The organism is Hyunsoonleella sp. J2K-J805 (assembly GCF_057167125.1).
Genome location: NZ_CM169901.1, coordinates 2,006,996 through 2,021,732, shown reverse-complemented (window position 1 = coordinate 2,021,732; position 14,737 = coordinate 2,006,996). Strand labels below are relative to the sequence as shown.

General features: G+C 34.9%; 16 protein-coding genes. 10 read left to right on the top strand and 6 right to left on the bottom strand.

The features are described 5' to 3' along the window. Positions 1–62: 62 nt before the first annotated feature. Entirely contained in the window at positions 63–407 is a 345-nt protein-coding gene (locus AC1B0Z_RS09000; RefSeq protein ID WP_483791637.1) for a T9SS type A sorting domain-containing protein, read from the bottom strand. Positions 408–610: 203 nt separating this feature from the next. On the opposite strand from AC1B0Z_RS09000, the gene AC1B0Z_RS08995 reads away from it, so the two are divergent. After that, on the top strand, positions 611–1,288 hold the full coding sequence (locus tag AC1B0Z_RS08995) for a response regulator transcription factor (RefSeq protein ID WP_483791636.1): 678 nt from the start codon (positions 611–613) through the stop codon (positions 1,286–1,288). Between the two features lie 2 nt (positions 1,289–1,290). After that, positions 1,291–2,334, top strand: coding sequence for a sensor histidine kinase (locus AC1B0Z_RS08990; protein WP_483791635.1), 1,044 nt, complete (start codon positions 1,291–1,293; stop codon positions 2,332–2,334). Here the strand turns inward: AC1B0Z_RS08990 and AC1B0Z_RS08985 are convergent. Further along, complete coding sequence (locus tag AC1B0Z_RS08985) at positions 2,317–3,363, bottom strand: glycosyltransferase (protein WP_483791634.1); 1,047 nt, start codon at positions 3,361–3,363, stop codon at positions 2,317–2,319. The genes AC1B0Z_RS08990 and AC1B0Z_RS08985 overlap by 18 nt on opposite strands. Before the next feature lie 268 nt (positions 3,364–3,631). On the opposite strand from AC1B0Z_RS08985, the gene trmB reads away from it, so the two are divergent. From trmB to AC1B0Z_RS08945, 8 genes are all read left to right on the top strand, one after another. Further along, positions 3,632–4,309: a tRNA (guanosine(46)-N7)-methyltransferase TrmB gene (gene trmB / locus AC1B0Z_RS08980; RefSeq protein WP_483791633.1), complete on the top strand. Its 678-nt coding sequence runs from the start codon at positions 3,632–3,634 to the stop codon at positions 4,307–4,309. Continuing rightward, entirely contained in the window at positions 4,310–4,939 is a 630-nt protein-coding gene (locus tag AC1B0Z_RS08975; RefSeq protein ID WP_483791632.1) for a LysE family transporter, read from the top strand. It abuts the gene before it with no gap. 3 nt (positions 4,940–4,942) lie between these two features. Then, positions 4,943–5,272: an MGMT family protein gene (locus AC1B0Z_RS08970; protein ID WP_483791631.1), complete on the top strand. Its 330-nt coding sequence runs from the start codon at positions 4,943–4,945 to the stop codon at positions 5,270–5,272. 153 nt (positions 5,273–5,425) lie between these two features. Next, positions 5,426–6,562: an Mrp/NBP35 family ATP-binding protein gene (locus AC1B0Z_RS08965; RefSeq protein ID WP_483791630.1), complete on the top strand. Its 1,137-nt coding sequence runs from the start codon at positions 5,426–5,428 to the stop codon at positions 6,560–6,562. Positions 6,563–6,565: 3 nt separating this feature from the next. Continuing rightward, positions 6,566–6,808 carry a NifU family protein gene (locus AC1B0Z_RS08960; protein WP_483791629.1) on the top strand — a complete coding sequence of 81 codons (243 nt, stop codon included), beginning with the start codon at positions 6,566–6,568 and terminating at the stop codon, positions 6,806–6,808. A 113-nt stretch (positions 6,809–6,921) separates the two neighbouring features. Continuing rightward, positions 6,922–7,254, top strand: a complete 333-nt coding sequence (locus tag AC1B0Z_RS08955) for a 2Fe-2S iron-sulfur cluster-binding family protein (protein ID WP_483791628.1) — start codon at positions 6,922–6,924, stop codon at positions 7,252–7,254. Positions 7,255–7,291: 37 nt separating this feature from the next. Further along, positions 7,292–7,594, top strand: a complete 303-nt coding sequence (locus tag AC1B0Z_RS08950) for a hypothetical protein (protein WP_483791627.1) — start codon at positions 7,292–7,294, stop codon at positions 7,592–7,594. A gap of 89 nt (positions 7,595–7,683) precedes the next feature. After that, the gene (locus tag AC1B0Z_RS08945; RefSeq protein WP_483791626.1) at positions 7,684–8,193 is read left to right on the top strand and encodes a ferritin; all 510 of its coding nucleotides are present in this window, start codon (positions 7,684–7,686) and stop codon (positions 8,191–8,193) included. A gap of 48 nt (positions 8,194–8,241) precedes the next feature. Here AC1B0Z_RS08945 and AC1B0Z_RS08940 read toward each other — a convergent pair whose 3' ends face one another. The 4 genes from AC1B0Z_RS08940 to AC1B0Z_RS08925 form a co-directional block, all read right to left on the bottom strand. After that, positions 8,242–9,042, bottom strand: a complete 801-nt coding sequence (locus AC1B0Z_RS08940; protein ID WP_483791625.1) for a DUF1853 family protein — start codon at positions 9,040–9,042, stop codon at positions 8,242–8,244. Positions 9,043–9,059: 17 nt separating this feature from the next. Next, positions 9,060–9,959, bottom strand: a complete 900-nt coding sequence (locus tag AC1B0Z_RS08935) for a metallophosphoesterase family protein (protein WP_483791624.1) — start codon at positions 9,957–9,959, stop codon at positions 9,060–9,062. Between the two features lie 31 nt (positions 9,960–9,990). Next, positions 9,991–10,710 (bottom strand): SGNH/GDSL hydrolase family protein, encoded by a 720-nt coding sequence (locus AC1B0Z_RS08930; RefSeq protein ID WP_483791623.1) that lies wholly within the window; start codon positions 10,708–10,710, stop codon positions 9,991–9,993. A gap of 360 nt (positions 10,711–11,070) precedes the next feature. Next, on the bottom strand, positions 11,071–14,529 hold the full coding sequence (locus AC1B0Z_RS08925; protein WP_483791622.1) for a PPi-type phosphoenolpyruvate carboxykinase family protein: 3,459 nt from the start codon (positions 14,527–14,529) through the stop codon (positions 11,071–11,073). Between the last annotated feature and the right edge of the window lie 208 nt (positions 14,530–14,737).

Below are 14,737 nucleotides of genomic sequence, written 5' to 3'. Positions count from 1 at the left end.
AAAAGAGCATTGCTTCATGCAACGCTCCTAAATATTTTATGTGCTATTATAAGTATCTTAAATTACCGTATGACTAACTTCCGTGTTTCGCTAATTGAGCCTTGTGTTATTTTAAGAATATAAACACCAGAATTTAAAGATGAGATATCCAATTCTTTTCTTGTAGACACCGTTGCCTTTATTTGCTTACCTAGAACATTGTATATTGTTACTTTTTTAAGAGCAAATTTATCATTGCTAACAATATATATAGTAGAGGCATTACCATCTACAGGGTTGGGATAAACCGAGAGCCCTTCAATATTTAGTTGAGTAGGCTCAGGCGGAGGGTTTCCTTGTGAAAATCCATTTTGGATTGGCAAACAAAGAAAACCGATAAAAACTAATAAAAAGTAGATGTTCTTCATAAAACGCTTTTTATAAGATGTAAAATTACTACAAAGTGTGCAAAATCCGTACCAAAATAGTGTTAAATATTTATGTTTTACGTCGAAAAATTAAATATACATATGGCTATGTTACCTTATTGTTATTTGTGTTTTAAATGGTATAAACTAATATTATTTAATTTTATCTTTACTTTTAGAAAATTAAATAGTACTGTTCTATAATGAATAAAAAAGATATTAAAATCCTTCTTGTCGATGACGAGCCAGATATTTTAGAAATAGTAGGGTACAATCTGTCAAATGAAGGTTATCAGGTAATTACTGCTGAAAACGGAGTTGAAGCCGTAAAAAAAGCAAAAAAAGAGTTACCACAATTGATAATTTTGGATGTAATGATGCCAGAAATGGACGGTATTGAAGCTTGCGAAAACATAAGAAAGCAACCAGAATTAGAAGATGTAGTTATCACATTTTTAACGGCTAGAGGTGAAGATTACTCACAAGTAGCCGGCTTTGATGCTGGTGCTGATGATTACATTACAAAACCAATAAAGCCAAAGGTGTTGGTAAGTAAAGTGAAGGCGCTTTTAAGACGTTTTAAGGAAGATGTCAAAAACACCGTTAAGGTTGGTAACCTTGTCATCAATAGAGATGAATACAAAATTGTGCTAAAAGGAAACGAAATAATTTTACCCAGAAAAGAGTTTGAATTACTATCTTTATTGGCGTCGAAGCCTGGGAAAGTTTTTAAACGCGATGAAATCCTAGATAAAGTTTGGGGGAATGAGGTTGTAGTAGGTGGAAGAACTATTGATGTTCATATCCGTAAACTACGCGAAAAAATCGGAGATAAAAGCTTTAAAACTGTCAAAGGTGTCGGCTACAAGTTTGTAGACTAATAATGCAGGTAAAATTTAAGAAATCTTATAAGTTTGCGATAAGTACATCGCTATACATTACTATATTCTTTACGCTCTTAATGAGTGTTTTTTTGTATTATTATTTTACGTTAAAATGGTTGCCCATTCTACTATTTGCCATTTGTTTTTATGTGGTCTCTTTTATTATAATTCAATATAGGGTAGAACGCTATATATACAGGCGCGTAAAAAGTATTTATGATGATTTAACGCTGTTGGAATCTACAAGTTTAACAAGGGGTGCAATTACCACCGATATGACTACCTTAACACAGGAAATTGACAAATTTGCCAGAGATAAAAAGTTAGAGATAGAAACCCTAAAAGTTAGAGAGCAGTACCGAAAAGAGTTTTTGGGAAATGTATCGCACGAATTAAAAACACCATTATTTACTATTCAAGGCTATATTTTAACCCTACTAGATGGCGCCATGGATAATAAAAAACTTCGCAGCAAATACTTAGAACGTGCCAATAGTGCTGTAGAACGTTTGGCATATATAGTTAGCGATTTAGATTTAATAACAAAACTAGAAGCTGGGGATTTACGCCTGCAACCAGAGGTTTTTGATATTGTAGAACTTATCAAAGACGTATTTGGTATGGTGGAGATGCGTGCAAGCGAAAAGAAAATTACCCTAACTTTTGATAGAGATTACGATAAACCGGTAAAGGTACGTGCGGATAAAGAGCGTATTCAGCAAGTTTTGGTAAACCTTATTATCAATTCTTTAAAATATGGGCGTTTAAAGGGTACTACAGAAGTAAGTATTGAAAATCTGATTAAAAACAAAGCCATTATAAGGGTAACAGATAACGGGGAGGGTATTGAAAGAAATCATTTGGAACGGTTGTTTGAGCGTTTTTATAGAGTTGATAAAAGTGGCTCAAGGCATCAAGGCGGTTCAGGTCTTGGATTGTCCATTGTAAAGCATATTATTGAGGCGCACGACGAACGTATCTATGTAGAGAGTGAATATGGTGTGGGTAGTGAGTTCTCTTTTACTTTAGAAAAGGCGGAATAAAGCTTTGTAATTAACTCGGGTATTAAAACTTTTCAGGCCTTTATATTCTGAAATTTTGTCTAGTAAAAAAATGCTAAAATCGTTTTGTTTACAGCTAGGAACAAACCCTTGTTGAGTCAAACGATGTGCCAGATACTCCTGCTCAGTTTGCCCAGGTGTAGGAATAAAAAATGCTTTTTTTTCCAATTTGGCAAAATCCATTATACTGGTGTACCCAGATCTTGATAGCACTAATTTACTTTTATTAATCGTGCTTTCCAGACGACTAGAAGTCATAAAATTATAAATCGTAACATCCTTTTTTTGCTCAATCTTTTGTTCTTTCTCAGGAATACCTCTAACAAAAACCACATGTCCTCCATAGTTTTTCACTTCTTTAAGTAATTTATCTTCAAGTAAGGAGCGTTGTGGTTCAGGGCCAGATAATAATACCAGTAAATCTATAGTTTCCTCAACGTCCATTTTAGTAAACCTGCTTATTGGCCCAATATATTTTGTTTTAATATTCAACTGCCTTTTATGCCCTAATTTCCCAGATAAATTTAAGTCGCCCTCGGCATCAGGAACCCAGCATTCATCAAAGTTGGCCATATAGGTTTCGTGCAGTTTTGTGCTCAACCAAGTGGTACTCCCACTTAAAACATTAAGTTGATGTGTAATAAAGGCACAAGGGATATTCTCATGGTATACACCAAGCCTATTGTCTGAAATAATCCCAGAAATATTAAGACTCTCAACAATGTTGCTGGTAGCTTTTTTTTCCGCTTTTACGGCCTTCAGCATTTTTGGGGAGTTCTTTATGAGTTTCAATTTAAAATGACTTCCTTTTTTAGGGTAAGTAACATTATAAGAAGGTAATTCTATCGAAGAAAACCTTGGGAACTCCTTACGCAACAGGTCTAATGCTATGCCATCGCTAGCAATAATTGGCTGAAAACCATGCGCATGCAATGCTTCAATAATTGGGATACATCGGGTGGCATGTCCTAAACCCCAGTTTAGTGGTGCAACTAGTATTCGTTTTTTCATTAAAATAATTTAGGCGTGCCCCATAAAGGGTCGGGTCTGCCATCAGGCTTTCAGCAGTCTTTTTTTTGTATTGCATACCTGCCTGTCGCCGGACAGGGATGCAACAACGTAAAAAAGCACTTCAACAAACCTGTACTGAGTTTGTCGAAGTGTACCTCTATTCCTCACGCGAGTTTCAGCTAAATTCAAAAGTAAAGATATAAACCCTGTTGTATATTTCCTTAATTTTACCAATTCAAAAAAAATAATAAGAAATAGTTAATACACTTTGGGCAGTAAAAATAAACTGAAACGATTTAAGGAAAACGAAACCTTTACCAATGTATTTCAGCCAACTAGAGAAGAACTGGTTGAAGGGAATTACAGGCTAAAGGGTACGTGGAATTCTAAGTACTTTAAAAATAACAACCCGATTGTCTTGGAATTAGGTTGCGGTAAAGGTGAATACGCTGTTGCACTGGCCCAAAAATATCCCAACAAAAATTTCATAGGCGTTGATATAAAAGGAGCCCGATTTTGGCGAGGTGCAAAAACGGCAATTGAAGAAAACTTGCCAAATGTGGTATTTCTTAGAACACAAATAGAGTTAATAGACCATGCCTTTTCTAGAAATGAAGTAGATGAAATTTGGATCACCTTTCCGGATCCACAAATAAAATACAAACGTACCAAACATCGTTTAACAAATTTGGAGTTTTTAAAACGTTACAAACACATATTAAAGCCAGAAGGCGTCGTTAATTTAAAAACAGACAGCGAATTTATGCATGGATACACCCTAGGGCTCTTACATGGCGCAGGGCATGAAGTGTTGTATGCCAACCATAATGTTTACAAGCAAGAGGGAAGTCCCGAGGAAGTAACCAGCATTCAAACTTTTTACGAATCCCAATACCTAGAACAAAATAAACCTATTACCTTTATAAGGTTTAAAATAAATGGGTAAATGGACCTTTCCTTTATTTTCTTTATTGGACTTTTTTTTGCGCTAATTGGTGTTATCCCACCTGGGCTGCTTAATATGACGGCTGCAAAAATTAGTTTAAAAGAAGGCCATACAAGGGGAATAGTGTTTTCCGTTGGGGTTTGTATTGTGGTTTTTGTCCAAACGTATCTTGCTGCTATTTTTGCTAGGTATTTAAGTATGCATCCAGAAGTTGTGGATATATTGAGAATGGTTGCATTGGTTATTTTTATATTGATAACAATTTATTTCCTATTCGTTGCAAAAGCATCTTCAAAGCAACAAATTGAGCCTAAAATTAAAAGTAAGCACAGTCGTTTTTTTCAAGGGATGCTTATGTCCGCTATTAATGTGTTTCCTATTCCTTATCAAGCATATATCACAATTACTTTAGCATCTATTAATTGGTTAGATTTTGAATTTACCAGTATTATATCTTATGTAGCCGGTGCAGGAATGGGTACTTTTGTAATGCTCTACGTGTATATTTTCTTTTTTGATAAAATTAAAAGCAAGTCGTTTACCTCTCAAAAAAATATGAACTATATTATTGGTGGTATCACAGGAATTATTTCAATAATGACCTTAATTAATGTCATCAGGGATTTTTAAAATATGAAGGACGAAACCCTCAGTTTTTTTGATAAGGTATATGAAATTGCTCGACTAATTCCATATGGAAGAGTAACGAGCTACGGTGCCATCGCTAAATATTTGGGAGCAGCTAGAAGCGCAAGAATGGTAGGGTATGCAATGAATGGCTCAGGAGGAAAAGATGTGCCTGCACACCGCGTGGTAAATAGAAAGGGATTGTTAACTGGAAAGCACCATTTCGATGGTACAAACCTTATGCAACAGCTTCTGGAAAGTGAGGGCGTTGTTGTGAAGGATAACCAAATTCAAAATTTTGATAAAGTGTTTTGGGATCCAGGCAAGGAATTGTAATTATTTCCAATTTTTTCAAAAACTTATAAATAATTACAGATCACAACCCATAGCCAATCCTAATAATTACATCAATAAATCTTCTAACATACATCATCTGTCTTCTGTCATTATTGACTATCTTTGCACTTAGAATGATTCTTAATAGGCAAAATGAAATTAAATAAACAAGATATATTAAAGGCCTTAGAAACCATTACTGTTCCTGGAGAAGGACAAAATATGGTGGAAAGTGGCGCTGTAAAGAATGTGGTTACATTTGCAGATGAGGTTATTGTAGACATCACCATTAAAAACCCAAGTTTACAGGCCAAAAAGCGTACAGAAGTAGATATACTTAAAACCATCCATGAGAAAGTATATGAAAAAGCTAAGATTACGGTAAATGTAAAGGTAGAAGCGCCAGTTAAGCCTAAAACAAATGTTATCAAAGGAAAACCAATTCCAGGAATTCAAAATATAGTCGCGGTAGCGTCAGGTAAAGGTGGTGTAGGTAAATCTACCGTTACCGCAAATTTAGCAGTTTCTTTGTCCAAAATGGGATTTAAAGTTGGTGTCTTAGATGCCGATATTTATGGGCCTTCAATTCCTATTATGTTTGATGTGGAGGCTGAAAAACCTTTAGCAGTAAATATTGATGGAAAATCTAAAATGAAGCCTATTGAGAATTATGGTGTAAAGGTACTATCTATCGGTTTTTTCACGCAACCAAATCAAGCGGTAGTATGGCGCGGTCCTATGGCGGCAAAAGCCTTGAACCAAATGATTTTTGATGCACATTGGGGCGAATTGGATTTCTTGTTATTGGATCTACCTCCTGGGACTGGTGATATTCATTTAAGTATTATGCAGTCTCTTCCAATTACTGGAGCCGTAGTGGTTAGTACTCCGCAGAATATTGCTTTGGCCGATGCTAAAAAGGGTGTGGCTATGTTTCAGCAGGATAGTATTCAAGTACCTGTTCTAGGAATTATTGAAAATATGGCGTATTTTACACCAGAAGAGCTGCCAGACAATAAGTATCATATCTTTGGAAAGGAAGGAGCTAAAAATCTTGCAGAGGATTTGAACGTACCATTTCTGGGAGAACTTCCATTAGTGCAAAGCATAAGGGAAGCTGGAGATGTTGGCCGACCAGCAGCTATGCAAACGGCAACACCTTTGGAAAAAGCTTTTGAAAAATTAACTCAAAATGTAGTGCAGGAGGTAGTACGAAGAAACGAAAATTTACCACCAACCGAAGCAATAAAAATTACCACGATGGCTGGATGTTCAGCTGTAAAAAAATAAGACATGACTACAGAAGAAATAAAATCAAATGTTGAAAAAGCCTTGGATGAAATTCGTCCCTTTTTGCAAAGTGACGGAGGAGACATATCTCTATTATCAATTGAGGATGATAAATTGGTAAAAGTGCAATTGCAAGGTGCCTGTGTTGGATGTAGTGTAAATCAAATGACCTTAAAATCAGGCGTAGAAATGACCATAAAGAAGCATGCGCCACAGATTGAGAAAGTCATAAATATTGAAGTGTAAACTGCACCAAAATTAAAATTCTAGTACTTCATATTTTTTTAGAAAAATCCCAGAATAAATAATACTTTTGGCACGCAAAATGCATTGCATCCAGCGTAACAATAATTTTTCAAATGAGTCAAGACATAAATATCAAGATAACCGATAGAGATGGTGTAACCCACGAAATTGTAGCGCCCACGGATATGGCCATGAATTTAATGGAAGTAGTACGTTCTTACGAGTTAGCACCTGAGGGCACCATTGGGGTTTGTGGTGGTATGGCGATGTGCGCTTCTTGCCAGTGTTACGTGCATAGCGAAACCGCACTACCTGAAAAGAGTGACGACGAAGAAGCTATGCTATCTGAAGCCTTTGATGTGAGGGATAATAGCCGGTTAGGTTGCCAAATACAGATGACTCCCGATATGGAAGGTCTTGAGGTGGAATTAGCTCCTGAAAGTTAATTTTTATTTATTCTAAATAAAAAACTATATTTGCCTTGTGAAAACAGACGAGCAAATAGCATATCCTTATCAAATTAAGAAAACTACTTTTTGTAAGTATGTCTTAAGTACGCCTAGTAAGGATATACACTTAAACTTTCCTCAAATATTAGAGCTAAGACGTAACATAAATGAATTAACGTCTTTCAATGCCTTGGCAAATATTGTAAATACTCATAATTTTATTTTGTTGTTTGTGGCCGATAAGCAACATCTTCTTTATTTAGATATTCCGCAACTGCTCAAACTAAGAGATGAAATATTATTTTTATTTCATGCTCCTAGTATATCTTATGTATAAAAACTATCTTTATTTAGACTCTGTATAAATTTTACTTATACTGGTTTAAACCTCGCTTTTATCGTAACTTTGTTGAAAATAATAAAGTTATGAATACAACATCTATAAGAAAACAAATGTCTATCCATCCAGATGTGATGGATTTGCTTAATAATCAAGTAGCTATGGAAATGAAAGCATCTGCTGCATACCTAGCTATGGCTTCATGGTGCGACCAGCGTGAACTTTTAAACAGTAAGTCTTTCTTTTACAAACAAGCTGAAGAGGAACGAGAACATGCTATGAAAATATTTGAATTTATTAATGATAATGGTGGTGCTGCGCTTTCTCCAAATGTTACTGGTGTTAATAATGATTTTGAAAGTTTGAGGAGTATTTATGAAACGGCATTAGATCATGAGATAGCAGTTTCAGAATCGATCTTTAAAATTTTTAGAGCGGCAAGAAAAGAAGGAGATTTAATAACGGAGGTGTTTTTGCAGTGGTTTATTACAGAGCAATCAGAGGAGGAAGATACTATGAGAAGCATCATTGATGTGTTTGATTTAATGGAAGGTATGCCATTAAAAATGATTGACGAAAGATTGCCAAAAGAGTAGGGTGTTTTACAGAATTTATTCAGTCTCTAACAAATCAATGTTCTTAGTTTACCACCAAACTAAGAACATTTTTTTTATGCTACCGTTTTTAAGCTTTACCCAACACAGCGCCGAAAATTTTTGTTCAAAATAATCTTTAATCAGGTTTTTAAAACTACTAAAACTTAGCCAGTCCAAATTATAACAAGGCTCTATTAACCAATCTTTCTTGGTGGGAATATAAAATTTACAATCCTTAAAATTATTTAATTCATTTTGAGTCAAATAAAAACCAACAATACAATTGGTGTTCAAGGTTTTGAGTTTGATGTTTTGCTTGTTGTACGGTAAAAAAAGTTGTGCCTTAAAATACACTTGCTGTGAAATAGTTTGTACATCAAGATTAAATTTATCTAAATACTGTTTGCTGGCATCATCATAAAGCAAAGGCAGTTGTTTATCTTTTAGTTTATTTAATTTTTCAATCAGGGAATCTTTCCTATTCGGACCAATAAAATGTTCAATTTCCGAAGAGCCAACAGAAGTGTCATATAAATAGAATTTATAAATAATTTCTAAATGAATGGGCTTGTCGTTTTTTAAAAGCAAACAATCCAACTCACCCACAGTGATATTGTTTTTTTGAATTTGAATATTTTCTGCTACAATCTTAATGGTATCTTGTTGCCGTAATTCAAACGAAATTAAACGTTCTACATATTTTCCTAAGCGTATGCTTTCATCTATATTAATATCAATCTTATGATGGAGCGATGCGGTCTCAAATTGCTTTAAGTTATATACTGAAGCCTTGTTCCAAAGACAAGGTGTGTTTAGAAAGCCTATATATCTATTTTGGAGCGAATTCAATATTCAAAATTTAGAGATTAGTTAGTTCTATAATCCTCCAATTTCCGAGGGCCTTCCAGCAGCACTCTAACAATCTGCAACGTACCGTCGTCTTTAGTGGCAATCTGCCATTTAATCAAAGAGATTTCGCCATTTTCAATTTCCAGCCCTGTAATGCTTCTTGGGTGTACGCAACTACCATCATTAAAAAAGGCAATGTCTCCAGGTTCTGGGAATCTTGGTCGGTGTGTATGTCCAGCAATGGTTAAAAGGTTGCCGTTTTGAGCAATCCACTTTTTGGTTCTGCGCTCTACCTTAATAAGTTCTTTGTAGTTTTTCGCAGGACTTGTAGGGTCTGCAATTCCCATAACGTTTAAAGGTTTCCATAGAATTCGCACCAAAAATCTGCTCCATTTCCAAAAAATATAATTCCACCAATCGGCTTGATGGCCATGTGCTAAAAATAATTCTTGTCCAGTAGAACAATGCTTTAAAACAATACCTTCATGATAGGTAATGTTTCGAAAAAGTTCTACATCTTCACCAACTTTTGGGTCAAAATACGTGGAAAGGTGCTTCTTTACATAATCAGGATTTCGGTAGACCATATCATGATTGCCCCAAATCATGTGTAAACGATTATCTTTATGAAACAACTTCATTAGCATAAACACATTTTTATGGGCATTCAAAATACTTTCAAACGAAAGATTTTCCCATAACTCGTCACCATCACCTAATTCACAGTACTGAAAACCTTCCGCATAATAATGCTTTAGTGCGTGAAAATAGATATTGCGATTATTGGCAAAATCATCAGCGAAACTATTGTCACCACGGTGGCAATCACTAAATAGAATAAACTTGCTCTCGTCATCAAAATCGATAACTTTAGCATTTTTGTACGCGTTATTTAAACGTTTTTTCGAAGAAAACATGCCTAAAAGTGTTTAGGCTAATATAGGTAAATTAGTTACCATTATGGCCAATTTTTTCAAGCGCAAAAGGTATAATACGACTAACAAATTTTGAATAAGCCAAGGTCGATGGGTGTAAACGGTCGCTAGCAATTAAGTCGGGTTCATCTAAACCTTTCCTAGTAATGTCCGTAATGTAAACGTATGTTATTCCGTTTTGGTTGCAGTAATTTTCGATAAAATTATTGTATTTATCGATACCATTGGATATGCTTTCTCTACCAGCACCATAAGGTGTGAAGGCATAGTCTGGAATGGAAACCACTATTAAGTTTTTCTTAACCCCCTTGGTATAGGATATGGCTTTGTTGGCCAACTCTGGGAACTGTGTTTCAAATTGCAGAAAAGGTCTGCCTTGAAATTGATTGTTAACCCCGATTAATAAGGTGGCCAAATCGTAATTTTCTTCTATGGTTTCTTCGTTTAGTGCATTTAGTAAAGCACTGGTAGTCCAGCCTGTTGTTGCGATAACTTTCAAGTCTATATCTGGATTTCCAGTTTTGTGTTTTATGCTATCCTTTAATTGCTCTGGAAACCTACAAGTACTGCAAACGTTTTCTCCAATGGTGTAACTGTCACCCAAGGAAATTATCTTTAAAGGTTTAGCAGTACTTTCCATTACTGGCCGGTCATTTTCTTGTGAATTTGAAGTACAGCCTACACATAGAAAAAGTATTAAACTAAGGTTTAGAAGGAGGTTTTTCAAATTCATTTTTTATTTTAAAGATACGTTTTTAAATTCTAAATTAAATTATTTAAAAGCGTTCCAATATTGGCCGCCTTTTTTACAACAAGACGAAGTACATTTTATGCTAAGTATCGTAAGCCAAACATTAAATTATAAGGCCGTTTTAATTGAACTGTTTAAGAATTGCTATAAAACCAATAGGTTGGGTTTACCGCGGAAATACTCAAAGCATTAATAAGGTCACTTTTAAATAGCTTTTACCTGATGCGAAAACACCGAAGTTTTCCAAATATGGTTTGAATATGGATGTGAAAAAAATCTGGGTGATATTAATAGTAACATCACCCAGATTACGGAAAAAAACTAAAAATCAATTAACTTTCATTAAATACTCTTTCTATATAGAGGGTCGGCTCCTATAGTGCCTACTAAACTTTTTAAATAATCATCAGATTTTACATTTATGTAAGACTCTTTAACAGATTTTAATTTTTCTTGAATATGCATTTCCGAAACAAGTACTTTGTTGTCTTTATTTGCTATAAAATCCTCCAAATAGCTTATTTGTGCATCATAAAAACAAATATCCTTTTGTTGTTTTAATTCCAATCGTTTTTTATACCAATCGCTATTTAACACATAGTCTCTGTTAAAGAATTTACGCAATTCAGGATCGCTAATGTCTCTACCTTCATACTCTCCATATGCCATGATGTGTAACAAGATTTTTAATGGTGGAATAGCCGCTTCAACACTTCCGTCGGCAAAATAATTTAAAGCTACTTTTTGTTGTGCTTCGGTAATGTTATTAATACCGTCTACGTAGTCTTCCAAACCTTGTAATTCTGGTTTTAGCATACGCTCGCTAAATACGGCAGTTGGTTCATCAAAAATTCTGTTTAAACATAATAAATCGAATTTTCTAGTGATTCTATAGCCTAATCTGCTTGCAAGAATTTTTTTCCCTTTGTATTCAAAATCCTCAAGTTTTTCTAAAGCTCCAGAAGCAATTAGGTTTTTAGGATCTCTGTCTTTGGGAGTCATTCTCGCCCAAATTTCTGGGATTAATAAACTCACATCGTGGTCTATCTTGTTTTCGGCACCTACATATCCTGCAGCAGTACTAAATCCGTTGGACTCTGTTAAAATATGAGATAGTAATGCATTATTTAAATCTGTTGTTGGCGTTAGCATATTAAACGGAGCTTTTGTCAGAGCTCCTTCAGACCCAGCTCCTGTTGTTGATGGAGATTTACCAGTTAAGCTACACACAAAATCCATAAACAATTCTGGTGTTTCTTGGTAATGAATAGGGTTGTAAACAGCCAGTGGCCTTATGCCATTTTTTTTATCTACAGGATTATTTCGCCTCCCAGGTAACACTGCGTTTACTACATGAATTACTGGGTCTTTAGTTTTGATTTTTCTATGAAGTCTTACGCCAATATCAGAAACATATGAAGCCTCGGTTTCTCTATAAAATCTGTTAGGTTCTAAATAACGTGGGTTTTTTGTTGGCAATCCATCTTCAATTATTCTTGGGTGAGATGGTAATACAAACTGAATATCATCATCTTCACCATTAATAATTTCTAAAATGAAATCCTTAACGGGTTGGGTATACTGGTCAAAGTTAATTGTGTCCTCATAGATTTTGATAGCATCCTTCTTTGTCAACATTTGATAATTGGTTAAGAATCTTCCGTCCGAAATGATATCCAACTCCGCACCTTTATCGTAACCTCTTACGATAGCTTCATCAGGTCTTTGGAATAAATGCGCTTCACAATTAATTAGAGCCTTAACACTCTTATTGGTGTACTCTGGATTCAGGTTTTTAAAACGCTCTCTTGGTAAGGTAATGGAAGCTGAAATATCATCTTCAGTTTGAATTTTAGCGCTTGCAGAAAAATCCGAACGTAGTTTATTCAACATCCAATTGCCATCTTGATTAAATCCGATACGAACGTAACTGCCTACTACCGGAGTGTTGTTGTACCTAAGCCCTGTACCTTGTACACCGTTAATAATCTCAACAGACATCATGTCCTTCCAGTTAAGATTACCACCATGAGCTTGCCTGAATAAACGTTTTACAAACAATACCAATGAGCGTACATGAACTGGAATACTTTCTAACCAATTATTAAATTCATCTGAGTTCTCTTCTGAAGGCGTTAATAACTTAACAACCGATCCTAAGGTTCTTTTTTCACTTAAGAATGATCGTGATTTTGGTCTGTTAGGATTTTTATCTTTCCATCTTGTAGAATAATTAAATTCAATTATTTCATCCGCTTTTTTGAAGTCTTCTTCAATATTATGAATATTGAAATTACTATACGTAATGGCATTTTGCATCGATTTAGAAATCTCTGATTTACCACCGCCAGATACCGTGCAAGGTTTGTGGCAGAACACACCTTCAGGGTAAGTTTCAACCATACGCCATAAATTAATAGAGGGGTGTTTTTCTAAATTTAGTTTGTTCCCAGATGGGTGCACATACGTTTTAAATGGCGATAATGTTAATTTACGCTTTTTATCTTTATACTTCCATGAGACATTGTTTTTATTAATATCAAAATATGCCGTTTCTGGAATATAAATAATATTAGGATATTTTTTGTCTACTGCGTAGTTGTCTGATTTAACATCAATTCTATCCTTCAGTAATTTTTTTACATCTTCAAACGTATGGTCTAAGCCGTAACTATCAGAATAATCTTTTCCATTTACAGTGTCTCCCATGATACGTCTAGCATAGGCAATAGCACCACCAGCATGTTCTTCTTCAACAATACCATAAAGGTTTGCAGAATAACTTATTTGAGTTTTAATTTCTTTTTTAGAATAGCCATAATAGTTATCAGCAATTAAGGTAACAACAACACCGCTATCGTCTCTACAGGTAATTTTAAAAGCACTACCATCATTGTAAAGTTCGTCTTTATCCTTCCAACACATACCGTCTTTTCTCTGGCGTTCTGTAGCGTTATCATAATGCGGTAAGCCTACTTCTTTTTTCTTAAGTTTTAAAAGTTGTGGTGCCAGTATGATACAACCTGAATGTCCTGTCCAATGTTCTGGATCTAGAGCAGCATCGTTATGTACTAAATTAGGATTACCAGCATTACCAAAAATATTCTCAACAAAGTCTAAATTGCTTACCAAATTGCCAGGAGCATAAAAACGCACCTCCAAAGATTTTTTTGAGATAACACCTTTTACTTCTGGACACACCGTTGGTCTTAAAAGCATTGACACCATAGTTCTTGCTTTTTTCTTTTGGTTGGCTGTAAAAGGAAGTGTGTTTAAATCATCAGAAGGGCGGAATGCCTCGTGTAAAAAGTGAGCTAAAACAACTCTGGGTACTTCTTTTTTGTCTAAAGGCACAGGAAGTGGCCCCTCAACTATATGAAAGGTGCCTTTTGTGGTACGTTTATCATGCAAAGGGTTATTAAGAATGCCCTGTTTTAAGCGTTGCGATGTTACTAAATCGCTTTTAAACTCATTACCATCAGGAGGTAAGCTAACTTCTCGTGCTTGTCCTTTTTTAGAAAGTATTAAAGTGTTGCTAGGTAATTTATAGGGCTTGTTAACATCAACATCCTTTAAATATCTATCAATAAAATTTTGGATTCTTGTATCTGCCGGAGATAAATGATTAGATAAGAGTCTTGACTTCTCCCTAAGACTCATAATTAGAGGTTTGGTAGTCTTTTCAAACTCTGGGTCGCAAAACTTCTCTTTACTTTTCTTTTTATCTTTAAAGGTAGGTTGCCCTAAAGCAGCCAATTGTAGATTGGTAAACTGGATAATGTCTTTTCTTGAATCTTTCATGATACTTTAAGCTATTGAATGGTAAATGAATACAACTATATTCAAAGCAAAAGTAAATTGAGATTTGCTCAAAAAACCTGTCAAAAGTCATGTTATGGGTAGAAAATTCACTAAAACGATGTAGTAAGGAAGATTAACTTTTGGTTTATTGAGTAGGATATCTCAGTTTAACAATAACCTAAAAAATTAACGAAGTATTTGTTGAATC